Consider the following 23,302-nt stretch of genomic DNA (forward strand, 5'->3'; position numbering starts at 1 on the left):
TCGCCGACCGCATTGCGGTCATGAAGGACGGCAGGATCTCCGCCCTCGGCACGCCAAGCGAACTATACCGCACGCCGCCCGATCGGTTCTGCGCGGAATTCCTCGGTGAAGCGAACATACTCGATGCATCGGTAGTGACGGCGGATGCGAAGGCGATGACCGTATCCACCGGTGCGGGAACACTGTCTGCAGCGGCGCGTTCTTCTTATTCTGCGGGAGATGCCGTACACTGTCTTATTCGTCCCGAACATATACGGACGAACGACATCGGCGGTGCGAACCGCATCGACTGCGAGGTTATCGCGACGGCATTCAGCGGACCGACGATCACCGTTCATCTGCAGGCGGCAGCGCAGCGATTCAAAGCCGTGCTCATCAATCGCGATGCGTATGCCCTTACCGCAGGTATGCGCGCTTCCTTCTTCATACATCCGGACGATATTATTCTCCTCGCCGAAAAAAAAGAGCGGTGATATGAACAAGACACGCTACATCATCCTTATCCTGATAGCCGCTTTCCTCGGCGTATTCCTTTTGTGGCCGCTCGTTACCGTTTTTCAGAAAGCGTTCGTCGACGGCAAGGGATTCACGCTTTTCTACTTCGCAGAGCTTATCACGGTGTGGCCGCGCATGCGCGCCGTGTTCACGAGCGTAGAGATTGCGCTCCTCGTTACCGCATGTTCGATGCTGATATCCTTCCCGCTCGCATTCCTCGTTTCGCGGCGCTCGTTCATCGGGCGAAGCCTCGTGTCCGCTCTTGTGCTCATACCGATCATATTGCCGCCGTTCGTCGGCGCTGTGGGTATGAAGCTGATCTTCGCACGTTTCGGCGCACTCACGGCGCTCCTTATGAAGCTCAATATTGTGCAGGGGCCCATTGACTGGCTCGGCGCATTCCCGCTCTTGGGCGTTGTGCTCATGGAATCGCTGCACCTTTTCCCGATACTGTTTCTCAATATGACAGCGGCGTTCTCCACTATCGATCCTACGCTCGAGGAAAGCGCGGCGAACATGGGCGCCGGACCGCTTTCGGTGTTCCGCCGGGTCACGCTCCCGCTCGCAGCGCCGGGGCTTTTCGCGGGGACCATACTCGTCTTCATTTGGTCATTCACTGAGCTTGGGACTCCGCTCGTGTTCGGCATGCGCGGCGTTCTCCCGGTGATGATATACGACAGCGTAAGCGAGATAGGGACGAATCCGCTGGGATATGCGGAGGTCGTCGTGCTCCTCGCTGTTGCCATCGGCGGATTTTTATTGAGCAAGGCGGTCGCGGGGGGGACAGTCGATACGTTCGGGCGCATCAGCGTTTCGCGGAAGGAACAACCGCTTTCGCGCATCGGTACGGTCGCGGCATGGGCTTTTCTTGGTGTGATACTTATCATTGCGCTGCTTCCCCATATCAGCGTCGTCCTGCTGTCGATAAGTTCCCGTTGGTTCCTGACGGTAGTGCCGAGCGGGTTTACTTTTGACCATATCAGAACGGCGATGACATCACCCCTTGCCGTAAGCGCCATGAAGAACAGCTTCATGCTCTCCATCGCGGCAACGGCAGTGATCAGCATCATGGGATTTCTCATCGCGTGGCTCAATGTGCGTGCACGGGCGAAAGGCGCTGCAGTGATCGATGCGATAGCGATGATACCGCTTGCCGCGCCGGGCATTGTGCTTGCGTTCGGTTATCTCGGCAGTTTTTCCGGATGGAAGATCATCGACCCGCGGGTGAACCCGATGATACTGCTCGCGATAAGTTATGCGATACGGCGTCTGCCGTTCATGGTGCGCTCCGCGCATGCGGGGCTCTCGCAGACAAGCCGCACGTACGAGGAAGCCGCGGCCAATCTCGGTGCGCCTCCCTGGCGCGTGATACGCCGCGTGACGATACCGCTCATCTTCGCGAACCTTCTTGCGGGCGGCATACTCTGCTTCGCGTTCTCCATGCTCGAGGTGTCCGACAGCATGATACTCGCGCAATCGGAGCAGTACTATCCCATCACGAAAGCGATCTATGCGCTGAGCGACGGACTTGAGCACGGGGTGAATGTTGCTTCCGCGCTCGGCGTCTGGGCGATGGGGCTCCTCGCATCGGCGATGCTTCTGACGGCGGTGCTGCTCGGTAAGAAAATGGGACAGATGTTCCGTGCCGGTTAACGCGCGCGAAGGTATTTACTGAGAGGTTACAGCGTACAGGAAACACCCGCTATCGAATACCCGCCGGCCACCGCGGTGAGCAATATCCGCGCCCCGGGTTTGTACGAATATCCCTCCAAGTTCCCTTTGCGCAGGCGGTCGAGCGTTACGGGAATGCTCGCGCATGACATATTGCCGAGCGTGTTGATGACAGAGGGCATCTTCGTTTCGGGGATGGCCATTTTTTTCGCAAGCTCGCTCATGATGCGCCCGTTCGCCTGATGCGGTATGATGAAATCATAGTCGTTGAGCGTGCGATCTGACCGTGCTGCCGCAGCGGTAGCGGCGTCGAACATGGCGTTCACCGCATTGCGCTGTACGAGCGGACCGCCGCCCATGATAATTCGGCTTCCGCTCCGCATGGTGATATGCTCGGCTGAATATCTCGCCTGCGAGAATACGCCGTCGATGCCGGGCTTCTCCGAACGCGTGAGTATGCATGCCCCCGCTCCGTCACCGAAGAGTATCGCCGTTGTCGGATCGTCGAAGTCGAGAATGTTCGATATGAATTCCGATGACACCACGAGCACGGTGCGGTATATACCGGCGCGTATCTTCGCATACGCGTCGATGAGCGCATCAAGGAAGCCGCTGCAGGCAGTGTTGATGGTGATGCCCCCGGCCTTCGGGATGGAGAGCAGGTTCGTGAGCGTGCAGGCGGGGTTCGGTATGAGCGTACGAGCGGTGAACGTAGCGGCGATGACATAGTCGATCGCATCAGTGCCTATGACGGCATCCTTTATCGCTTCACGCGCGGCATGCGCCGCCATCGTTTCCACTTCAGCATATTCCGGGAGCGCATCGTCCGCCGTGATATGGCGGCGCGATACGATGCCGGTAACGCGCTCTACCCAGAGATCGAATAGTTCCGCTTCGCTCATTGACTCATACGGAATATCCCTTTTCTTACAGAATTCACGTATGCGTGCAATATCGACATTGCGTACGCGGGAATAGAGCTCGGCATTCGGTATGGCCTTTTTCGGAAGGAACGATCCCGTTCCGGCGATAGCGACATTGAACGTCATGCGTGCGCTTCCTTGTGAGGGTGAAGATGCCGAGATCCTGTCACCGTCAATGACTTCGTACACCGTGGCTCCTTGGTCCTGCCGTGATCTTCGGGTGCAATGGTAGCATGCGAAAGGCGATTGTACATAGTGTGAACACACTATTTTCGTGCAGCGGCAATAACTAGTTATAACATACTAGACCGTGCATGCTATGAAAGCAGGTTCATGAGGTCGACGCGGCTCTTCGCTTTCGTCTTCTGATATATGTTCGCAATGTGATTATTGACGGTGTTCGGCGAGATCGAAAGGAGATCGCTTATATTTTTGTTCGTCCGCCCCTCGATAAGGAGATCGATGATATCCTCTTCACGCTTGGTGATATGGTGCGCCTTGAGGAAATCATGGATGATGCGGCGGTTCTTCGGTTTTGAGAGATAATAGATGAGGTATATCACGAGCGTCAGATTCCACCACAGATGATAGAGCGGCATCGAGAGCATGCCGAAGGGGTAGCGCATCGTTTCAGCACCGAAGAGGTTATCGAAGAATGAATTGAGCACGATGAGCGGGAAGAACACCGCGGATAGCAGCATGAACACGCGCACCGCGTTCTTCGTCGTACGTTCCTGTATGTTCTTGAGCGAATGGAGACTGATGACGATGCAGAATATCACGTCGGCGAAGAATATGGCGTTGAGTATGCTGAAGAACACGATGTCGTAGTGCATGACAAGATAGAGCACCGTAAGCACGATATACACGGCGTCGACGGAGATAACGATGATGTTCTCACGCATGCCCCAGGGTCGATGTATCATATGGAACACGGTGAACGGGATGATGTAGATGAGGAACACCATGTTCGCGAACGATATGGCGGTGATGACCATAATGACGATATCGTTGACGTGAAAGAAGCTTATGTCGTTGTACAGGCGCAGCGCATAGAGGAACAGAAGGAATTGGATGGCCGATTGGAAAATGATGTAGTATTTGAACCAGCCGATGCGCTCGCGGATATAGAAGAGTATGGACAGGGCAATTGCGGAAAACCCGACGGCGAACGTGAGTATGTACAGAAGGAAAACGATATGTTTCATGCGCTGGACCGCGGTTTCAGGATGAATTCCATTTTCTATGAATTTAAGAATATGTCAAATCACTACCCGAGACTGTCGCGAAAATGCTATGTGCCCATAACGAAGAATAACGAACATCAAAATTTCATCAGAATCGATGAGAACAGCGGGTTGCAACCCGCTGTTCTCTATTTTCGCAGCAGCCACTACCCGCGATAGCTGCCCGGATATACCGCCTTCGGCTATTGACGATGCCGGACTATGAAATATACTGTCGCATATTCCTCTCAATGAAGGAGCATCCGTGAGTTACGAAGCGGTCATCGGACTTGAAGTACATGTGCAGCTGAACACGAAGTCAAAAATATTCTGCGGCTGCAGCACGGCATTCGGCGCCCCGCCGAACACGAACACCTGCCCTGTCTGTCAGGGGCACCCCGGCGTGCTCCCCGTCCTTAATGAAGCGGTGCTCACCAAAGCGATGAAAGCGGCGCTTGCGCTCGAGTGCGCGGTCGCGGAAGAGACGCGCTTTGACCGAAAGCATTATTTTTATCCCGACCTGCCCAAGGCGTATCAGATATCGCAGTTCGACCATCCTCTCTGCAAAAAAGGGAAAGTGCATATCAAGGTCGCCGAAGCCGACGGATCGTACGAGAAGGATATCGGCATTACGCGGATACATATGGAAGAGGATGCGGGCAAGCTTGTTCATTCGGAGGACGGCCGCCCGGTCAGTTTCGTTGACTTGAACCGTGCGGGTACACCGCTCATAGAGATCGTGAGCGAGCCGGACATGCACACGCCGGAAGAGGCGTATCACTATCTCACCGAATTGAAAAAGATACTGCTCTACATCGACGTGAGCGACTGTAATATGGAAGAAGGATCGCTGCGATGCGATGCGAACGTGTCCGTGCGCCCGAAAGGGGAAACGAAGCTCGGGACGAAAGCCGAGATAAAGAACATGAATTCATTCAAGAACGTGCGCGATGCGCTCACGTATGAGATAAAACGTCAGATAAAGGCCGTTGAAAAAGGCGAACGTATCGTACAGGAGACAAGGCTCTGGGATGCGAACAAGGGCGAGACACGTTCGATGCGCTCGAAGGAAGAAGCGCATGATTACCGCTACTTTCCCGACCCCGATCTCTCGCCGCAGACGATAACCGCATCGATGGTGGAAGCGGTGCGGACCACGCTCCCCGAGCTACCTCTGGCAAAGGCGGCGCGTTTTAAGAGCGCGTACGGTCTATCGGACGTTGATATCGGTGTGCTCACGGATGGTCGCGCCATGGCGGAATATTATGAGAACGCAGTGCACGCATACCCGAAGCAGCCGAAGAAGATCGCCAACTGGGTCATGGTGGAAGTGAACGCTATTCTCAACGAACGGGGAATAGCGGTAGGCGATCTCATCGTGAAGCCCGAGGACATCGGCGGCATCATTCGTCTCATTGATGAAGGCGTGATAAGCGGAAAAACAGCCAAGGATGTGTTCAGCGAAATGATAAAGACCGGCGAAACGCCGGGTGCCATTGTCGACCGCAAGGGACTTACGCAGGTAAGCGATACCGGCGCGCTTGAAGTCATTATTAGAAAGGTGATCACTGATAACCCGAACGTAGTCGAGGAATACAAAAGCGGAAAAGAGAAAAGTTTCGGCTTCCTTGTCGGCCAGGCGATGAAGGCGACGAAGGGACAGGGGAATCCGCAGACGATCAATGAGCTGTTGAAAAAGCTTCTCACATAGCGACCACCGCGAAAATCGAGAACAAGGGGACATGACCCCTTGTTCCCTTCGACAAAGTGCATGACATACAGATCGTATGAGTGTTGATGAAAATGACCGGTATTTTCGCGGAAATCTTCGTAAAGCAATTTGCGTTTTGATGTGAATAGCGATAGAATACCAAGCGAGTAGTAATTAATGGGCACGTTCACATTCACAGAAACTCCGCTTCCCGGGGCGTATATGATCGTTACAAAAGCGTTCGGCGATACGCGCGGAAGTTTCCGCATGACGTACGTTAAGGAAGATTTTGCGGTATGCGGAATAGCATCCGAGTATGTGCAGACGAATATCTCCGTATCAAAGCCGAAGCATACCATACGCGGCATGCATTTTCAGCTCGGCGATGCGGCACAGGATAAGCTAGTCCGCTGCCTCGTCGGATCGATACTCGATGTCATCATCGATATACGCCCGACCTCGGCTACGTACGGGAGAACGTTCTCGGTAACGCTCACCGATGCGAATGAAACGATGCTTTTTGTACCGAAGGGGTTCGCGCACGGCTTCTGCACTCTTGTCGATGATACGCAGGTGATGTATCAGGTGTCAGCGGCGTATACGCCTTCTGCCGAGGGCGGCATTCGATGGGACGATGCGGCGTTCGCCATCAACTGGCCGACGAAGACACCCATCCTGTCCGACAAGGATGCGAAATATCCCGATCACAAACTACGATAAGGAAGACGAATGGCAACAGTACTGGTCACCGGCGGCGCAGGGTTCATCGGAAGCAATTTCATACTGCATTATCTCAAAGCGCATCCCGGCGATATCGTCATCAACTATGATGCGCTTACGTATGCGGGGAATCTTGCCAACCTGAAGGCCGTTGAGCTTGAGAAGCGATACCGATTCGTAAAAGGCGATATCTGCGACGGTGCGCTCCTCACAAGGACCTTGACCGAGCACGCGGTAACGCATGTCGTTCACTTTGCGGCGGAGTCGCATGTCGATCGGAGCATAACGGGACCCGATACGTTCATACGCACGAACATCGAGGGGACGTTCCGTCTGCTCGAGGCCGTGCGCGCGTCGAAGGGCGTGGAAAAATTCCTGCATGTCTCCACGGACGAAGTATACGGCTCGCTCGGTGCGACGGGGTATTTCACGGAAACGACGCCGTATGCGCCCAACAGCCCGTACTCGGCGAGCAAGGCATCGAGCGATATGCTCGTGCGTGCGTACCATCACACCTACGGGATGAACGTGCTCACGACGAATTGCTCCAACAATTACGGGCCGTTCCAGTTCCCGGAGAAGCTCATACCGCTCATGATCATCAATGCGCTTGCCGGAAAGAAGCTCCCGGTGTACGGCGACGGGAAGAACGTGCGCGACTGGCTCTATGTGCTCGATCACTGCGAGGCGATCGATACGGTGCTCGCGAAGGGGATCATCGGCGAGACGTACAATATCGGCGGCAATAATGAGAAGATGAACATCGATATCGTGCGCACGGTGCTCTCGCTGCTCGGCAAGGGCGAGGATCTCATCGAGTACGTGAAGGACAGGCCTGGGCACGACAGACGGTATGCGATAGACGCATCGAAAATAAAGCGAGAACTCGGGTGGGCGCCGCGGTATACGTTCGATACGGGCATTCGCGAGACGGTCGAATGGTACCTTTCCAATAAAAGCTGGTGGGAAGGTATCGTGAGCGGCGAGTACCAGCGGTATTACGAACGGCAGTACACGCAACGATGATCGCTACCGGTGGGGGCAGCGCATGAATTTCACGTATCCGTTGACGATGGTGGAGATACTGGTGCCGGCGATCTGCACCGGGCTGTTATTCACCGGTATGTTCTTTTTTTCGTACATCTTCATCAATACCAGGTTCCGGCTGCAGCTGTCCTCCGCGATACTCGGTATCGTTGGGCTGGTGTTCGCGCTCGGCGAAACGACGGTGGTCGTCATGGGCGGCAAATACCATATCGCTTCCCCGGCGATGCGAATATACAGTATCGAGATACTGGCGACCATGTCGTTCCTTTTCGCTTTCCCCTATATGGCGATGCATTTTCTTACGCTGTCCAAGGCGTGGCATCGCGTCAATAAATTCATCCTGCTCATCGGAAGCATCATATTCGCCGGTTTTACCGTCATCGCCGTGTTCTTCCCGGACCTGTTCCTGTCGGTAACGAAACAGAGCAGTGAATCGGTGCAGATAGAATCCTATTTCGGGCGCGGTGTACGCGGGCCGCTCTATCAGGTGCGCGATCTTATCCTGAGCGTGCTCATGCTCTATGCGCTCGTCGTGTACATCGCCGAGATCGCCATGCATGGGATCAATCGAGCGGTTGCGGTACAGTTCTTCGGAGCGGTATTCATCATCTATTCCGCCGTGAACGATCTCTTGCAGGTGTATCTCGGCTACAATATCGACCTGTGGCCGCACATGAAATTCTCCCGTTTCGCCATCGGGGTGACGGTGTTCATCCTCACCATCATGTTAAGCAGCCTGAATCGTTTTGTGGATGCGCTCCTGAAGGCGAAGCGCGACGAGGAATCGCTCCTTACGCTCAATGGGCTTAACCAGAAGATAATCCTTTCCGCAAAAGAGAGCATCATGCTCTCCCAGAAGCAGGGAGAAACACTTACCGAAAGCATGCGATTGTCCGGATCGTCGCTCGAAGAGATGCGGCTGAACCTGTCCACCATCGAAGGGAGCGTTGCGCAGGAACTTGAGCATGTGCGCGAGAGCGACAGGCAGAACGCGACGCTCGGGCTCGGTGTGCACGGCATCATCGATGCTACGAGCGGCATACGCACGAAGAACACTGAATTCAAACGGCTCGTCGAGGAACAGGCATCGAGCATAACTGAAGTGAGCGCCGCTACCGAGGAGATATCCGCCAATACGGAGAGCGTGCGTGTCGTTGCGGAGAAAGCGAGCCGCTCCGCGCATGATCTCAATGCGCTCGCGAGCACGGGCAATTCGCTCATGGAGAACGCCGCGCTTGGCATGGAGAAGGTGAAGAGCGCCACGCAGTCGGTGCGTGAGTTCGTGAAAGTGATATCGACCATCGCGTCGCAGACGAACCTCCTCGCCATGAACGCGTCCATCGAGGCGTCGCATGCGGGGCAGTTCGGCAAGGGCTTTGCCGTTGTGGCGCAGGAGATACGAAAGCTCGCCGAGAACGCGAACGGGCAGGCGGGGCTGGCGAGAGAGGCGCTTAAGGGCATTGAGGAGAGCGTGAACGCAACGACCGGCTCGCTTGCAACGGCAACCGACCGGTTCTCCGGCATCGTCAGGGAAGCGCAGAACGTATCGACGGTGATAGCGGAAGTGTCCAACGCCATGCAGGAGCAGGCCACCGGCATCAATGAGATCATAAAATCGATGACGCTCGTTGCGAAGGTCGCCAATGATGTGACGAGCGGTTATGCGAACATCGATGAATTCATATCCGATGTGGTGAACAAGGCGACGAACGTGGAAACGGCGTCGCGGACGGTATCGACATCGCTCACGGAGCTTACGCTCCTGTCCGAATCCATAAAGAGGAGCATAGCGGAGATAACGCATGAGGCCGATGAGATAATGAACGCGATGCATGCGGTCAACGATCTCTCGGCGGAGGCGGCGCAGGGGCTTGTGAACCTGCGCGCGATAATAGACAGGACGGGACGCTAGCGCGCGGCGATTGCGATGATGCGCTCAACGATCGGTATGATGAGGATGATGACGCCGAGCACGGTGAGATTTATCGTGCAGAGGAGCACGGTGCCGGACATGATGTCCTTCACTATCTCGATGGTCTTATCGTACTGTTTTTTCACCATATGGTCGCAGATAAGTTCCATGGCGGTATTGATAAGTTCGCAGATCAGCATGAGCCCGATGGAAAAGACGAGCACTATCCATTTGCCCGGTGTAATGCCGGCGATGACGCCGAGCGCTATGGCGAGCGCCGCGATACCGAGCTCTATCTGAAGGCTGCGTTCGTTCTTCACGGCGAATAGAAGGCCCTTCATTGACCAGAAAAAGCTGTTGCTCAATTTTATGAACACCGATGTGTGCGAGCGTTTTTTCGAATAGATCTTATTTATCACGGCTTTGGTAGCCGTACCGCGGCGATTATTCACGAATTTAGTGCGCATCCGTCTCATGCGGACAGTATACTACATCGAAGAAGATTATCAATCACGGATATGAAACTGTTCGCATGCCATTTGCGAATTCGCAACAAGTTGCGCCGGCAGTAGCGAATTCGCAAGGTAACATTTTCAGATATTATGTTCAGCATCCGCAAAACCCGCATTGCATACAAATTCCTATGAATTCATATACATGTAAACGTTTACATTCTGGCATGGTAGTTGCATGCTAATAAAGGCAAAGTTTGATCTCAGGAGCTGCCATGAAATGCGAATGCTGCGGGAAACGTAAACGGCTCTTTTCAGCCAGGCGGTACACCTCAAGATTCCAATTGCTTTGCGGCAGTTGCCTCCTGGACATTATCTTCAAGTCGGCATCGAAAGACGATATCTACACCATTACCGATGATGAGGGCGTTCATGCACGTTGAAGAATGCGAGTGCTGCAAAAAGCTGACCTCGAAGCTGTACAACGTATCGCGGTACAGCGATCTGTATACCATGGTCTGCAGCGCTTGCTTCATCGAGATAATCAAACGTATCCCGAACGATCTGGAAAGAACGAGGGGGGCATAACGATGCGCGGATTATTCATGGGCATCCTCTACACGGTCTTCGGCGCCGCTGCGGTGAGCGCTTCGTTCATTCCCGACATACGCCTGCGTGTCGCCGTTATCGCCGCCATCGGCATTGCTGCCGGTGTGCCGGCAATAGCCGCTGCGGTGCATTGTGCGACACATGAAATGGCGTACCGCATGCTCATGAAAAAGAAAGAGGATATGGAAACATCGCTCAAGAAGAACATGTCCATCATCGCCGACAGCTACAGCGCCAAGATATCCGAGCTTTCCGTGCAATACACCGATGTCATCGGCGAGCATAAGGCGCGCATCGACGGGCTTACCGGGCTCATTGAACCCGTCGGCACCGTGCTTGCCGACAAGACGAAGGGATTGTCGGTGCTCATGAGCCAGCTCGATGCGGTCCGCGAACAGATTGAGACCACGGGCATGTCGCTCTCGAAGAATTTCATGGAGATAACCATGAAGGCCCGCGGGCAGGCGAAGGCCGCCGCACAGATAGCGGAGCGCTATGCGGTTTCCGGTGCGCTTGAGCAAGGCGACCTTACCGCGCTTGCCGGCGGTACCGAAGCCCTCGCGAAGGACACGAGCGCGGTGATCATCGCCATGCAGTACCACGATATCATACGCCAGCGCGTGGAGCATGTGCTCATGCCGCTCGCGGAGTTCAGCGCCGAGATCGATGCGCTCGCCGATTCCATGGGTGCGGTCGCGACCGGAAAAAGCGATCACATCGCACGATGGCTGTCGCGTTTCTATACGATGAAGGAAGAAAAAGAGATAATGCATAAGACACTTGCGTCACAGCAGGATTAAGGAGGAGCATATGGGAAAGCAGATACTGATCGTCGATGATTCGCCCTCGATGCGGCAGATGGTGACCTTCACGCTCGCCGAGGACGGATTTGAGATCGTCGAGGCGGACAGCGGGACTGCCGCGCTCGATAAACTTTCGGGCAACAATGCCAATCTTGTCATCACCGACATCAACATGCCCGGTATGAACGGCATCGATCTTATCAAGAACATCCGTTCGAACGATAAGCACAAGTTCACGCCGATCATCGTGCTTACGACGGAAAGCGAGACGGCGAAGCAGGACGAGGGCAAGAACGCGGGCGCCACCGCCTGGCTCGTAAAGCCGTTCACGCCGGAAAAGCTGAAAGAGACCGTGCACAAGGTCGTGGGATAGGGGATGCAGATGCACAGGGAATTCATACTCGGACGTGTCGGGCATATTACCGTCGCCGTCCCCGCGGAGCGGATACAGACGATAGTGCGTGATGGCGCGGCGCACGCGCTTGAGAATGCCGGCGAGCTTACGGCCATGATGGCTGTCATGAGCGGCATCGCAGTGCCGATATTCGATGCACGTACCGCCGTGGGTCTTGCGCCGCATACGAGCGGACAGAAGCAGGAGATAGCGTTCGCCGGCGATACCCATAACCTGAGGATCGGCATCGCCTTTGACGAAGTCGTCGGCGTCCATATCTGTGAACAGAATGAGCTTTCGTCGACTGAGGCAGTCAAGCTTTCGCGCTATCCCTACATCAGCGATGTATGCACGTATAACGGCGGCACGGTGCTTTTGCTCGACATCGACATGGTCATAGCGACACGGATACCGGAACTTTCGATAGCGGAGATCAATCATCAGCATGCGGTATAACCGCGAGGAGGGCGTATGTTCACCATTGAAACGGCTCGAGAAGGAACAGCGACGATCGTGCGTGTGAAGGGAGAGGCGACCATTGCGCATGCGAAGGAGATGCACGATGCATCCATCTCCGCAGTCATGGACAGCGATACCGTCATCATTGATACGGACGGGGTTACCGAGGCCGATCTCTCATTCCTGCAGTTCATCGATGCAACGCATAAGCTTCTTTTGAAGGACAAAAAGAGCATCGGCTTCTACCATGAGAGCATATCGCCTGCGGTGAAACTGGCGGCACAGAAGACGGGATATTTTACGCAGCATAGGTGCGTTGCATGCACGGGAAAGTGCCTCATGCATGCGCTCATAGCATGACGGGTACGGGGAATGACCGCCGGCAATGACGGTCATGACAAGGCGGGGAGCATGGATACATCGAAATTCGGGGACACGTATCGAGAAGAGGCCTTCGAGCTCATAGCGCTGATAGAGCAGAAGCTCATCGATCTTGAACGGGCACCCACGGACCGCGACACCATCGACAGCATATTCCGCGCGCTGCATACGATAAAGGGCTCGGGCGCCATGTTCGGTTTTACGCGCATTTCCTCGTTCACGCATGAATTCGAGGCGCTCTTCGACGGCATGCGCAAGGGTGCCGTTACCGCGAACAAGGATATCATCGACTGTACGCTTTCCGCCGTGGACCACATAAGCCGTCTTTTGCGCGATGAGGATGTCCCCGAAGCGGAGACCGGTGCCCTTATCGAGCGACTGCGGTCGCAGAGCGGCGTTGGTACGGAGAAAAAAACGGCGCCGGCAGTGAAGGTACAGGCAGAGGACGTGGCGGGCGTTTCGGCAACCTATCGCATTCAGTTCAAGCCCGCCGAGGATATTTTCAAACGCGGTGTGAACCTGGTGCCGATATTCGATGAATTGCGCCGGCTCGGCAATTGCCTCATCAGCGCGCATGCGCTCTCAGGCCCCCTCGATGAGGTCGACCCGGAAAGCTGCTACAGTGCATGGACGATGATACTCTCCACGGACAAGGGTGAGAACGCGATACGCGATGCGTTCATCTTCGTCGAGGATTATTCGGAAATAAGGATAGAGACGATAGACCGCGAGGGTTTCCTCACGGCCCCCGAGGAATACAAGAAGATAGGCGACATACTCGTCGAACGCGGCGATATAACCGTCGATGAGCTTGAGGAGATACTCGCCGAGAAGAAGCTTTTCGGGGAGATAGCGCTCGCCAAGGGGTATGTAACGAAGGCGCAGCTTGACAGCGCGCTCGTGGAGCAGAAGTATGTGCGTACCGAGCGTGAGAAGCGGCGCGACGAGGCCTCACGCGCGACGATACGGGTAAAAAGCGAGAAGCTCGATTCGCTCGTGAACCTCGTGGGCGAGCTTGTGACGCTCCAGGCGCGTATTGCGCAGACGGCGGGGAAGAAAAAGGACCCCGAGTTCCGCTCCCTTGCGGAGGCGCTCGAGCGTCTGGCCAACGAGCTTCGCGAGAATTCCATGATGCTCCGCATGGTGCCCGTCGATGAGATGTTCAAGAGCTTTCACCGCCTGGTGCGCGACCTTTCGCAGGAGCTTAACAAGGATGTGGAGCTTGTTACGAAGGGTACGGAGACCGAGCTCGATAAGAACGTCATAGAATCGCTCAAAGACCCGCTCATGCATATCATACGCAATTCCATCGATCATGGGCTTGAGACACCGGGAGAGCGTACCGCTCACGGAAAGGAAGCGAAGGGAACGGTGACACTCAGTGCATCGCATGAAGGCGCGCATGTGCTTATCTCCGTTACCGACGACGGCGCGGGGCTCAATCGCTCGAAGATACTCAAGAAAGCCATGGAACGCGGTCTCGTCAAGGAAGGTACTGACCTTACTGCCCGCGAAGTGCATGATCTCATTTTTCTTCCGGGATTCTCAACCGCAGAGAAAGCGACAAGCGTTTCCGGCCGCGGCGTGGGCATGGACGTGGTAAAGCGGAATGTCGAGAAGCTCCGGGGCGTGGTGGAAATAGACACGAAGCAGGGCGAGGGTACGACGATAAACCTCCGCATACCGTTGACGCTCGCTATCGTGGACGGGCTTCTTGCCCGCGTGGGCACGGACCATTTCATTCTTAATCTCTCGAACGTCGACGAGTGCGTGGATCTTACCGAGGAGATACTCGCCACCGGCAACGGCAGTTCGCTCGTGAACATTCGCGGCGAGCTGATACCCTACATCAATCTCCGTGAGAAATTCGAGATAGCCGGGGCGAAACCGGAGATAGAGCGCATGCTCGTTACGAAGAACGGCGAAGGGCGCGTGGGACTTGTCGTCGATGATGTGATGGGCCAGCATCAGACGGTGATAAAAACGCTCGGGAGCGCGTTCAAGGGAATAGACGAAGTGACCGGCGCGACGATATTAGGCGACGGGACGGTGGCGCTCATTCTCGATGTGAACACCATAATCAGGAAAGAGATAGTGCGCGAGGAAGCGATGCATAGGGCTGCGGTATGAGAGAACAACCCCTAACCCCCAGCCCCTTTCCCCTTAGTAAAGGGAAAGGGGGGCGTTCTTGCTCTAGCGTAAGTTTCTTTACACAAAGCACAAGGGACGTGCAGTGCAGATCAACCCCGCGTTTTCCACGTATCTTCATGTCTTGTCAGATGAAGTATCGCGACAACATAAATCGTATCCGCCCTGACCGTAAAAAATATTCCGAATGGGAATCTTCTGATCAAGGCACGCCGGACATCGAGATCAATGACGGGAAAGGCAACCGGGTTTCTTATGATCTCAGCGATCTTTGCCTCGATGCAGCCGATGAACTCGTCGCCAAGACCTGTTCGCTGTTCATCATACCACAGCGAGGATTCAAAAAGATCGGTCTCCGCTTCCGGGCGGATGATATGCCGATAGATCATCGACGTGAAAGGCGCTTCTTTACTTCTTCCCAGGTCGAGCCGGCGCTCGGGTCCGCTTTCAGTGCCGCCAAGCGTTCTTCAAGCACAGCTTTTATTCCTGCATCGAACGGGAGTGCGTTCTGTTCTTCAGCGATGGAATCCCAAATATCCTCGACCAGAAGCAGTCGTTCCGCCAGCGGCATGGCTTTTATCTCTTGTGACACCATAACAAACCCTCGATTTCAATTTGTTTCAATCATATATAAAGGAACATCAAAAGTCAACGAGGAGGCAGAGTAATGAGAAACGGCACGGCATTTCACTTCACGATCATTCTCGCAACATCGTTCATCTTCGGCATGGCGCCGGCGGCCGCGGCGAAGGATCCGGCGAAGCCCAAGGCGGCACACGGCGCGGCGGCAGCGACGCATGTAACAGCCGTCGGTATATCGCCGGACGCGGCGCTCGCGAAACTGAAGGCGGGCAATTCCCGTTTCGTCAACGGCGGGCGCATGTATGCCAATCAGACGAAGGCGCGGCTCACCGAAACGGCGGAGAAGGGGCAGAAGCCGTATGTCACCATACTCGGCTGCTCGGACTCGCGTGTGCCGCTTGAGCATATCTTCGACGCAGGCGTGGGCGAACTCTTCGTCATACGCGTGGCGGGTAATGTGGCCGACACGGACGAGATCGGTTCCATCGAGTACGGTGTCGGTCATCTCAACACGCCGGTGCTGCTCGTGCTCGGTCACAGCAAATGCGGCGCGGTGACCGCGGTGGTCAAGGGCGATACGGTGCACGGGAGCATACCCGCGCTTGTCGAGAACATAGTCCCCGCGGCGGCAAAAGCGAAGCGGGAGCTTTCCGGGAAGGATACCGGCGCCGTTGTAGCGAAGGCCATAGAGCATAATGTGTGGCAGTCCATCGAAGATACATTCAGTAAAAGCGCTGAAGTGCGCGAGCTCGTAAAGGAGGGGAAGCTCGCCGTCATCGGTGCCGAATACAATATCGCTGCCGGCACGGTAAAATGGATGGGTCGTCATCCAAAGGAAAGCATGCTTCTTGCGTCTGAGAGCGCACATGGCGCAGTGGCCGCAGGCGAAACAAGCGTTTCTCACTCTTCCTCCTCTTCCATTACATTTGCCGGTACTCCGGCAAATGTTGCGCATGCGAAAACCGAAGCGAAGCCGGCGGAGAAAAAGGGGAATACGTTCAATGTACTTCCTGTCATTCTCATACTAACCCTTATCGTAGCCGTACTGGCGATAGGATATTTCTTATTAAAACGAGGAGGATTTCAAATGAAACTGGGAATTGGAGCAAAACTTATCGCGGGCTTTTCGGCGGTGTGTGCCATCGCTATAGCCATTGGGGTGTTCGGCATTGTACAGATGCGGACCATTGATGATGCGGATACGAGACTGTTCGAGAAAATGACAAAGCCGCTCGGCGAATTAGTGTACATGGTCGAGTACTTTCAGCGAACACGTGTTAATCTGCGTGAAATGTTCCTGCAAAAGGGACGCGACGCAGTGAAGTTCAACGAGGCGGCAGAAAAGATCGATGATTTCGAAAAACAGTTCGACAAGTACGCCGTTATGTACAAAGATTCTCTTATCGATAAAGAGGATGAACGTATGTACAATGAGCTCCTTGAGTCAAAAAAACACTTTTATGACGATGCGCATGAGATAACCCGGCTTATAAGAGGCGGAGAAACTGCGGCGGCGATGGCCTTGATGCAAGGAGACGCGTTCAAGACGGCTGAGGCGATGAAAAAAGAGCTCGAAGAAATGACCGAGCTGAACATAAAAGCCGCGCATGATACTGCAGAACATAATACAGAAATTGCTAATTTCGCTTCTGCAATGATGATAGGCACCTTGGCTGGCGGCACGCTCATTGCGCTGATCATCGGCATCGTGCTCACAATATCCATCACCGGGCCGCTTACGCTCGGTGTGAAATTCGCGAACACGATAGCGGAAGGGAATCTCAAAACGCATCTTGAAGAGAAAGTACTCAAACGTTCGGATGAGATAGGCAATCTCGCCAAGGCGCTTGACGGCATGTTAAAGAAGCTCACCGAGATAGTGGCTACGGTCAAAACGGCATCCGGCAATGTGGCGAGCGGTAGCGAACAGCTTTCCACATCGAGCGAGGAGCTTTCGCAGGGTGCGAGCGAGCAGGCGGCAAGCGTGGAGGAAGTGTCTTCTTCCATAGAGGAGATGACGGCCACGATTCGCCAGAACGCGGACAATGCGAGCCAGACGGAGAAGATAGCGGCAAAGAGCGCGACCGACGCCAAGGACGGCGGCAGCGCGGTGAAGGAAACCGTCAAGGCGATGAAGGAAATCGCTAATAAGGTGACCATCATCCAGGAGATAGCACGACAGACGAATCTCCTTTCGCTCAATGCATCGATAGAAGCAGCGCGCGCTGGTGAACACGGAAAAGGATTTGCGGTTGTTGCAAGCGAAGTGCAGAAACTCGCCGAGCGGAGCCAGCTCGCGGCGGGCGAGATAGGCGATCTTTCGAAGTCCAGCGTGGAAGTTGCCGAGCGTGCGGGAACAATGCTGGAAAAACTCGTGCCGGACATTCAGAAGACGGCGGAACTGGTTGCCGAGATAAACGCAGCAAGCAACGAGCAGAACAACGGCGCACAGCAGATAAACAATGCGGTGCAGCAGCTGAACAGCGTCGTGCAGCAGAACGCATCGGGTTCGGAAGAAGTGGCCTCCACGTCCGAAGAGCTCTCATCGCAGGCCATGCAGCTCCAGGAGACGATATCGTATTTCAAGATCGATGAGGACAAGATGAAGAAGGATACGATAGCGTGGACGCATAGCGAGAAGAAGCCGGCACATGCGGCAGCTATCCATGACACGCTTCATCACGGGAACGGTCACGGCGGCAACGGGAATAAGCAGCATCAGCCTATCGTGAAAGAGCCGGTATTGGCGGGCGCAAAGCCGAAAGGCGCGACGATCGATATGACGAATGCGGGCGATGCCGAGGATAAGGAATTCCAGAAGTTTTGACACTCACCCCCTCACCCCGGCCCTCTCCCCCTCTCTCACAGGGAAGTGAGAGAGGGGGAGAGGGTGCGAAGAAAAAGGAGACAATATGGAAACAAAAAAACAGACGACGGAATCCCGGCAGTACCTGACATTCCTGCTCGACAAGGAGATGTTCGCCTTCGAGGTATTGACGGTGAAGGAAGTGCTTGAGATAGCGAAGATAACACGGGTGCCGCGCACGCCGAAATTCATGCCGGGGGTGATCAATCTCCGCGGGAATGTGGTGCCGGTGGTCGACTTGCGTCTCAAGTTCGATCTCCCGGTGATGGACAGGACGGTGGATACCGCCATCATCATCGTGGAAACGGAGTACGACGGCGAGAAGATAGTCATCGGTGCGCTCATCGATGCGGTGAAGGAAGTGATACGCCTCGATGAAACGCAGGTGGAAGCGCCGCCCAAGGTGGGGATGAACGTGAGCGGCGAATACATTCAGGCGATAGGCAAGAAAGGGAATGATTTCATCATTATCCTATCTGCCGCGCATGTGTTCTCGGAAAAAGAGCTTGAGTATGCGAAGGAAGCTTCGAGAGAGGAAGCGGTAGCGGTGTAGTTTTCAAAAGTGATCTTTGAGATCATATTTTGTTGACGGGGCGGACGTGCTACTCCCCAAAACGTCCGCTCCGGTGATGAAGTAATCAGAAAGCAAGGCGAATAGTCGCCGGGAGGAAGTGGATGGTGAAAGATGGGAATACCTCGGGGATGTTGAAGAAGCATATGTTGTAGCGGATGGCTTGAATTTTCCGCGAGATGAGAACGGAGGGTATATACATGAAAATGGGAATCGGGAAAAAATTGGGATTAGGGTTCGGCATGGTGATCGTCGTCATGGTCGTCCTTGTCGGGTACACGTTCACACAGCTGAACCGGCTTGCCGTACTGCATGACAGGAACGACGAGCTTAACAGGCAGGCGATCGATATTACCGAAGCAAGTCAGCTTGCCGATCAGCTCTATGGAGTCATCGCTGAAGCGGTGATACAGCATGATCTCGAAAAAACAAAAAAGGATTGGGATGCCGCTAAGAAGGAAGCGGCCGATGATCTCGCGAAGATAGAGAAGTACGCGATGGACGACAGCGAAAAAGCGTTCGTGAAGCAGGCGCGGGACCATATGGACGAGGTCGTATCGCTTTTCGAGAAAGAGATGATCCCCTTGCTGGAAAAGGTCTCGATCGATAAGCGGGTAAAGACCGTAGACGCGCGCATCGATGAGCCGTTAGGCGAATTCCGTGATCCACTCATGAAATTCAGGGCCTCCGGGGAAGCCGATGCCGATAAGGCCGCTAAAGAATACGATCTTGTCAATGCGCAGATCATGCTCATATCATCGATATTGACCGTACTTGCAACAATAGCGGCGATATTTATTGCTGTGTTCGTTTTGCGATCGATACTGAAGGTGGTCGATACGGTGGAAACAGGGGCGAATGTCGTGAGCACCGGGACGGAACAGATATCGACATCGTCAGAAGAACTTTCGCAGGGAACGAACGAGCAAGCGGCGAGCGTCGAACAGGTCTCATCGTCGGTAGAGGAAATGACGGCGACCATCAGGCAGAATGCTGATAATGCCAGCCAGACGGAAAAGATAGCGGCAAAATCCGCCGCCGATGCGAAAGAGGGCGGCGATACGGTACGGCTGACGGTGAAAGCGATGAAGGAGATAGCGGAGAAAGTGAGCATCATTCAGGAGATAGCGCGGCAGACGAATCTCCTTTCGCTGAATGCGTCCATCGAAGCGGCACGTGCCGGGGATCATGGACGCGGATTTGCCGTCGTTGCGAGCGAGGTTCAGAAACTTGCCGAGAGAAGCCAGGAAGCCGCCGGTGAGATCGGCGATCTGTCGAAAACGAGCGTTGAGGTCGCTGAACGCGCGGGGGCAATGCTGGACAAGCTTGTGCCGGACATACAAAAGACAGCGGAGCTGGTGGCAGAGATCAACGCGGCAAGTGCTGAGCAGTCCAACGGTGCCGAGCAGATAAACAATGCGGTGCAGCAGCTGAACAGCGTGGTACAGCAGAACGCCTCGGGGTCTGAAGAGTTGGCGTCGACGGCGGAAGAATTATCGAGCCAGGCTATTCAGATGCAGGAAGCGATAACATTCCTGAAGACCGGAGCACGGGGAGAGACTGATGCGGCTTCGGCGAAGAAGGCAACATCGAGCAAGAACAAAAAAACGGCAACGAGCGCTGCAGGGATACATGATACGCTTCATCACGGGAATGGCAACGGAAATGGATACGGCACCAACGGACATAAGCAGCATGCGCCTATCGTGAAAGAACCGGTCCTGATTGGAGCATCGAAGGCGAAGGGTGTTGCGATAGATATGACGAATGCGGGCGACGCCGAGGATAAGGAATTTCAGAAGTTCTAGAGGAGTAAGGGTATGGAAACAAAAAAACAAACGACGGAATCCCGGCAGTACCTGACATTCCTCCTCGACAAGGAGATGTTCGCCTTCGAGGTGCTGACGGTGAAGGAAGTGCTTGAGATAGCGAAGATAACACGGGTGCCGCGCACGCCGAAATTCATGCCGGGGGTGATCAATCTCCGCGGGAATGTGGTGCCGGTGGTCGACTTGCGTCTCAAGTTCGATCTCCCGGTGATGGACAGGACGGTGGATACCGCCATCATCATCGTGGAAACGGAGTACGACGGCGAGAAGATAGTCATCGGTGCGCTCATCGATGCGGTGAAGGAAGTGATACGCCTCGATGAAACGCAGGTGGAAGCGCCGCCCAAGGTGGGCATGAACGTGAGCGGCGAATACATACAGGCGATAGGGAAGAAAGGGAATGATTTCATCATCATCCTTTCGGCCGCGCATGTGTTCTCGGAGAAGGAGCTTGAGTATGCGAAGGAAGCTTTGAGAGAGGAAGCGGTAGCGGTGTAGAAGAAACAACCCCTATCCCGGCGCTGCGCGCCACCCTTTCCCCTTTATAAGGGGAAAGGGAATTTCGTACTGAAAGTTAATGCTCCCCTTTCTCCGCTCAGCGGTGCGCCAAGGACGGCGCAGCTGGCGGCGGCCACGGATGGCCAAAGCCGCCACGCGGGGAAATGGGCCGGGCGTGCGGCACGGATGCCGCAGTGCTGCGCGAGCCCGGAGGGCGACTCGCGCACGGGATAAGGGTGCGTTTTGATGTGCTTTCCCGCTCCCATCTTTTTTACGGGGCGGACGGTTTCCCCGCTGTCCGCCCCGGCGATGAGGTGTACGAGAGTGCAGATCTCAAGGAAGCTCAAGGAGTATAAATATGAAAAAACCCGTTCAACTTACCGTCTTGCTGGGTATATGCTTCATGCTCACCGACATGCCGGCGTACGGTTGTTCGTTCAGCGCCTATAACGGCATGACCGGCGAGAGGACACTGGCGATAGTTCCAACCGTATATGTACCGATGATCCCGGCGTTCGGCGCATTGTCAGATTATATCGCCGCATACGGATTTACCCAGAATATCGATCTCTTTGTCAACTTTGCCACACTTGCGTACGCACCGGTATTCGGCTATACCGGTTCATGGATCATGCCGCGATTCGATTTCGGCGGGAATAATATCGCAGCATTGCAGGTATTCCTTGACTATTCGGCCGCCGGGGGGGTAAGGTTCCGGTTCGCGCCTCAGTACCATTTCTTCATTGAGAACGATGCCTATGCCTTTGAGCTCAACGGCATAGTGATCGTACCGTTATCGACACCGGCGAACACTTCGATATCGGCCATCATCGCTCCGGTATGGAAGATGATCAAGAATGCCGTGCATCTATTCGTCGAGGTCAATCCTTGCTTTACGTTCGGAGTGAATACGTTTTCGCTTGCTGTCATTCCCGGGGCCTGTTTATGTTTTTCGGAAAATGCGCATCAGATATGCGTCGGTGTTCCCTGTAATAATGTTACGTCGGGTACGCTTTCCCTCGGTGTCAATGTCTGGTATACGGGTACGTTCAAACTCTGAGCGAAGGCGGCGTTCAGCTGTCATATGCGATACGCAGTAAGGAGGGATGCATGGAACTCGTTGCAATGAAACCGTATACATTCTCCATGAGCGAGGATGTGCTTTCGCGCTTCTCATCGTACATCGAAAGTAATTTCGGAATCAAAATGCCTCCGAGCAAACGTTCCCTGCTTGAGGGAAGGCTTTCCAGGCGCATACGGGCGCTTTCGCTCGATTCCTTCGATGAGTATTACGAATATCTCATGGGCGAGGGAATGAATGATGAGTACATCCATTTCAGCGATCTCGTATCGACGCATAAGACGGATTTCTTCCGCGAGCGCAAGCATTTCGATTATCTTACCGCTTCAGGATTACCCGTGCTCACCGCCTCCGGTGCAGGCACTTCGCGGCCGCTGACGCTCTGGAGCGCGGGCTGTTCGAGCGGCGAGGAGCCGTATACCATCGCGATGACGGTCGCCGAATATGAACGCACGAGCCGGAGCATCGACTATTCGATACTCGGTACGGACGTGTCCGCACACACGCTCGCGAAGGGCATACGCGGCGTCTATCATGGGCGGCTTATCGATCCCATACCGCCGGCACTTCGTGAGCGATATCTTTTACGCGGCCGCGGCGATAAAGAGGACCTCGTGCGTGTCGTGCCGGAGCTGCGCGCGCACATACGCTTCAAGGTGCTTAATTTCATGGACGATGTCTACGATGTGCCCGGCCCATTCGACGTGATATTCTTCCGCAATGTCCTTATCTACTTTGAGAAAGAAACGCAGAAAAGGATAATCGACAAGCTGGCATCGCTCCTCTCCGATATCGGGTATCTTTTCATTGGTCATTCGGAATCGATATTCGGCATGCATGGCAGTCTCATCCCCGTGGCACCGACGGTATATCGGAAAGGTTGAAAGCCCGCCGCCTTTTTCAGATTGCATTCCATAACTGTGC

General features: G+C 54.7%; 22 protein-coding genes. 17 read left to right on the plus strand and 5 right to left on the minus strand.

The features are described from left to right. Together AABZ39_08420 and AABZ39_08425 are read left to right on the plus strand one after the other, a co-directional pair. Positions 1-473, plus strand: a 473-nt coding sequence (locus AABZ39_08420) for a TOBE domain-containing protein (protein MEK6794785.1), incomplete at its 5' end; no start/stop codon positions are given. A gap of 1 nt (position 474) precedes the next feature. After that, the gene (locus tag AABZ39_08425) at positions 475-2,148 is read left to right on the plus strand and encodes an iron ABC transporter permease (protein ID MEK6794786.1); all 1,674 of its coding nucleotides are present in this window, start codon (positions 475-477) and stop codon (positions 2,146-2,148) included. A gap of 26 nt (positions 2,149-2,174) precedes the next feature. Here AABZ39_08425 and AABZ39_08430 read toward each other — a convergent pair whose 3' ends face one another. Further along, the gene (locus AABZ39_08430; protein MEK6794787.1) at positions 2,175-3,278 is read right to left on the minus strand and encodes a ketoacyl-ACP synthase III; all 1,104 of its coding nucleotides are present in this window, start codon (positions 3,276-3,278) and stop codon (positions 2,175-2,177) included. A gap of 128 nt (positions 3,279-3,406) precedes the next feature. Then, positions 3,407-4,297, minus strand: a complete 891-nt coding sequence (locus tag AABZ39_08435; protein MEK6794788.1) for a helix-turn-helix transcriptional regulator — start codon at positions 4,295-4,297, stop codon at positions 3,407-3,409. Between the two features lie 283 nt (positions 4,298-4,580). Between AABZ39_08435 and gatB the strand changes: the two genes are divergently transcribed. From gatB to AABZ39_08455, 4 genes are all read left to right on the plus strand, one after another. Next, complete coding sequence (gatB, locus tag AABZ39_08440) at positions 4,581-6,026, plus strand: Asp-tRNA(Asn)/Glu-tRNA(Gln) amidotransferase subunit GatB (protein MEK6794789.1); 1,446 nt, start codon at positions 4,581-4,583, stop codon at positions 6,024-6,026. 177 nt (positions 6,027-6,203) lie between these two features. Continuing rightward, positions 6,204-6,746 carry a dTDP-4-dehydrorhamnose 3,5-epimerase gene (gene rfbC, locus AABZ39_08445; GenBank protein ID MEK6794790.1) on the plus strand — a complete coding sequence of 181 codons (543 nt, stop codon included), beginning with the start codon at positions 6,204-6,206 and terminating at the stop codon, positions 6,744-6,746. 9 nt (positions 6,747-6,755) lie between these two features. After that, positions 6,756-7,772 carry a dTDP-glucose 4,6-dehydratase gene (gene rfbB, locus AABZ39_08450; GenBank protein ID MEK6794791.1) on the plus strand — a complete coding sequence of 339 codons (1,017 nt, stop codon included), beginning with the start codon at positions 6,756-6,758 and terminating at the stop codon, positions 7,770-7,772. A gap of 22 nt (positions 7,773-7,794) precedes the next feature. Then, positions 7,795-9,705: a methyl-accepting chemotaxis protein gene (locus AABZ39_08455; protein MEK6794792.1), complete on the plus strand. Its 1,911-nt coding sequence runs from the start codon at positions 7,795-7,797 to the stop codon at positions 9,703-9,705. Here AABZ39_08455 and AABZ39_08460 read toward each other — a convergent pair. Further along, positions 9,702-10,172: a diacylglycerol kinase family protein gene (locus AABZ39_08460; protein MEK6794793.1), complete on the minus strand. Its 471-nt coding sequence runs from the start codon at positions 10,170-10,172 to the stop codon at positions 9,702-9,704. The two genes, AABZ39_08455 and AABZ39_08460, sit on opposite strands and share 4 nt — an antisense overlap. 590 nt (positions 10,173-10,762) lie before the next feature. Between AABZ39_08460 and AABZ39_08465 the strand changes: the two genes are divergently transcribed. From AABZ39_08465 to AABZ39_08485, 5 genes are read left to right on the plus strand one after another with little or no spacing between them, the layout of a single operon-like run. Next, entirely contained in the window at positions 10,763-11,566 is an 804-nt protein-coding gene (locus AABZ39_08465; GenBank protein MEK6794794.1) for a hypothetical protein, read from the plus strand. Between the two features lie 10 nt (positions 11,567-11,576). Beyond that, on the plus strand, positions 11,577-11,942 hold the full coding sequence (locus AABZ39_08470; protein ID MEK6794795.1) for a response regulator: 366 nt from the start codon (positions 11,577-11,579) through the stop codon (positions 11,940-11,942). Between the two features lie 3 nt (positions 11,943-11,945). After that, on the plus strand, positions 11,946-12,419 hold the full coding sequence (locus AABZ39_08475; GenBank protein MEK6794796.1) for a chemotaxis protein CheW: 474 nt from the start codon (positions 11,946-11,948) through the stop codon (positions 12,417-12,419). A 15-nt stretch (positions 12,420-12,434) separates the two neighbouring features. Further along, positions 12,435-12,782: an STAS domain-containing protein gene (locus AABZ39_08480; protein ID MEK6794797.1), complete on the plus strand. Its 348-nt coding sequence runs from the start codon at positions 12,435-12,437 to the stop codon at positions 12,780-12,782. A 51-nt stretch (positions 12,783-12,833) separates the two neighbouring features. Then, positions 12,834-14,933 (plus strand): chemotaxis protein CheA, encoded by a 2,100-nt coding sequence (locus AABZ39_08485; GenBank protein MEK6794798.1) that lies wholly within the window; start codon positions 12,834-12,836, stop codon positions 14,931-14,933. Positions 14,934-15,043: 110 nt separating this feature from the next. Here the strand turns inward: AABZ39_08485 and AABZ39_08490 are convergent, their stop codons facing one another. Together AABZ39_08490 and AABZ39_08495 are read right to left on the minus strand one after the other, a co-directional pair. After that, complete coding sequence (locus AABZ39_08490; GenBank protein MEK6794799.1) at positions 15,044-15,340, minus strand: type II toxin-antitoxin system RelE/ParE family toxin; 297 nt, start codon at positions 15,338-15,340, stop codon at positions 15,044-15,046. Beyond that, entirely contained in the window at positions 15,337-15,546 is a 210-nt protein-coding gene (locus AABZ39_08495; GenBank protein MEK6794800.1) for an addiction module protein, read from the minus strand. The genes AABZ39_08490 and AABZ39_08495 overlap by 4 nt, the downstream gene beginning before the upstream one ends. 72 nt (positions 15,547-15,618) lie before the next feature. Here AABZ39_08495 and AABZ39_08500 point away from each other — a divergent pair, with 72 nt between their 5' ends. The 6 genes from AABZ39_08500 to AABZ39_08525 all read left to right on the plus strand — a co-directional run bounded on the left by AABZ39_08500 (position 15,619) and on the right by AABZ39_08525 (position 23,262). Then, the gene (locus tag AABZ39_08500; GenBank protein ID MEK6794801.1) at positions 15,619-18,360 is read left to right on the plus strand and encodes a carbonic anhydrase; all 2,742 of its coding nucleotides are present in this window, start codon (positions 15,619-15,621) and stop codon (positions 18,358-18,360) included. Between the two features lie 85 nt (positions 18,361-18,445). After that, positions 18,446-18,952: a chemotaxis protein CheW gene (locus tag AABZ39_08505; GenBank protein ID MEK6794802.1), complete on the plus strand. Its 507-nt coding sequence runs from the start codon at positions 18,446-18,448 to the stop codon at positions 18,950-18,952. Positions 18,953-19,170: 218 nt separating this feature from the next. After that, positions 19,171-20,778, plus strand: a complete 1,608-nt coding sequence (locus tag AABZ39_08510; protein ID MEK6794803.1) for a methyl-accepting chemotaxis protein — start codon at positions 19,171-19,173, stop codon at positions 20,776-20,778. 12 nt (positions 20,779-20,790) lie between these two features. Then, positions 20,791-21,297, plus strand: coding sequence for a chemotaxis protein CheW (locus tag AABZ39_08515; protein ID MEK6794804.1), 507 nt, complete (start codon positions 20,791-20,793; stop codon positions 21,295-21,297). A gap of 358 nt (positions 21,298-21,655) precedes the next feature. After that, positions 21,656-22,357 (plus strand): hypothetical protein, encoded by a 702-nt coding sequence (locus AABZ39_08520; GenBank protein MEK6794805.1) that lies wholly within the window; start codon positions 21,656-21,658, stop codon positions 22,355-22,357. 50 nt (positions 22,358-22,407) lie between these two features. Then, a complete protein-coding gene (locus AABZ39_08525; protein MEK6794806.1) occupies positions 22,408-23,262 on the plus strand; it encodes a protein-glutamate O-methyltransferase in 855 nt (284 codons plus the stop codon). Positions 23,263-23,302: the final 40 nt, after the last annotated feature.

Source organism: Spirochaetota bacterium (assembly GCA_038043445.1).
Classification (GTDB): domain Bacteria; phylum Spirochaetota; class Brachyspiria; order Brachyspirales; family JACRPF01; genus JBBTBY01.

Bases quoted from the DNA above. Each gene is read 5' to 3' on its own strand.
- AABZ39_08455 (MEK6794792.1), top strand. From the start codon at position 7,795: ATGAATTTCACGTATCCGTTGACGATGGTGGAGATACTGGTGCCGGCG.
- AABZ39_08515 (MEK6794804.1), top strand. From the start codon at position 20,791: ATGGAAACAAAAAAACAAACGACGGAATCCCGGCAGTACCTGACATTC.
- rfbB (MEK6794791.1), top strand. From the start codon at position 6,756: ATGGCAACAGTACTGGTCACCGGCGGCGCAGGGTTCATCGGAAGCAAT.
- AABZ39_08495 (MEK6794800.1), bottom strand. From the start codon at position 15,546: ATGGTGTCACAAGAGATAAAAGCCATGCCGCTGGCGGAACGACTGCTT.
- AABZ39_08490 (MEK6794799.1), bottom strand. From the start codon at position 15,340: ATGATCTATCGGCATATCATCCGCCCGGAAGCGGAGACCGATCTTTTT.
- AABZ39_08520 (MEK6794805.1), top strand. From the start codon at position 21,656: ATGAAAAAACCCGTTCAACTTACCGTCTTGCTGGGTATATGCTTCATG.
- AABZ39_08500 (MEK6794801.1), top strand. From the start codon at position 15,619: ATGAGAAACGGCACGGCATTTCACTTCACGATCATTCTCGCAACATCG.
- AABZ39_08505 (MEK6794802.1), top strand. From the start codon at position 18,446: ATGGAAACAAAAAAACAGACGACGGAATCCCGGCAGTACCTGACATTC.
- AABZ39_08510 (MEK6794803.1), top strand. From the start codon at position 19,171: ATGAAAATGGGAATCGGGAAAAAATTGGGATTAGGGTTCGGCATGGTG.
- AABZ39_08460 (MEK6794793.1), bottom strand. From the start codon at position 10,172: ATGCGCACTAAATTCGTGAATAATCGCCGCGGTACGGCTACCAAAGCC.
- AABZ39_08480 (MEK6794797.1), top strand. From the start codon at position 12,435: ATGTTCACCATTGAAACGGCTCGAGAAGGAACAGCGACGATCGTGCGT.
- rfbC (MEK6794790.1), top strand. From the start codon at position 6,204: ATGGGCACGTTCACATTCACAGAAACTCCGCTTCCCGGGGCGTATATG.
- AABZ39_08465 (MEK6794794.1), top strand. From the start codon at position 10,763: ATGGGCATCCTCTACACGGTCTTCGGCGCCGCTGCGGTGAGCGCTTCG.
- AABZ39_08525 (MEK6794806.1), top strand. From the start codon at position 22,408: ATGGAACTCGTTGCAATGAAACCGTATACATTCTCCATGAGCGAGGAT.
- AABZ39_08435 (MEK6794788.1), bottom strand. From the start codon at position 4,297: ATGAAACATATCGTTTTCCTTCTGTACATACTCACGTTCGCCGTCGGG.
- AABZ39_08485 (MEK6794798.1), top strand. From the start codon at position 12,834: ATGGATACATCGAAATTCGGGGACACGTATCGAGAAGAGGCCTTCGAG.
- AABZ39_08470 (MEK6794795.1), top strand. From the start codon at position 11,577: ATGGGAAAGCAGATACTGATCGTCGATGATTCGCCCTCGATGCGGCAG.
- AABZ39_08425 (MEK6794786.1), top strand. From the start codon at position 475: ATGAACAAGACACGCTACATCATCCTTATCCTGATAGCCGCTTTCCTC.
- AABZ39_08475 (MEK6794796.1), top strand. From the start codon at position 11,946: ATGCAGATGCACAGGGAATTCATACTCGGACGTGTCGGGCATATTACC.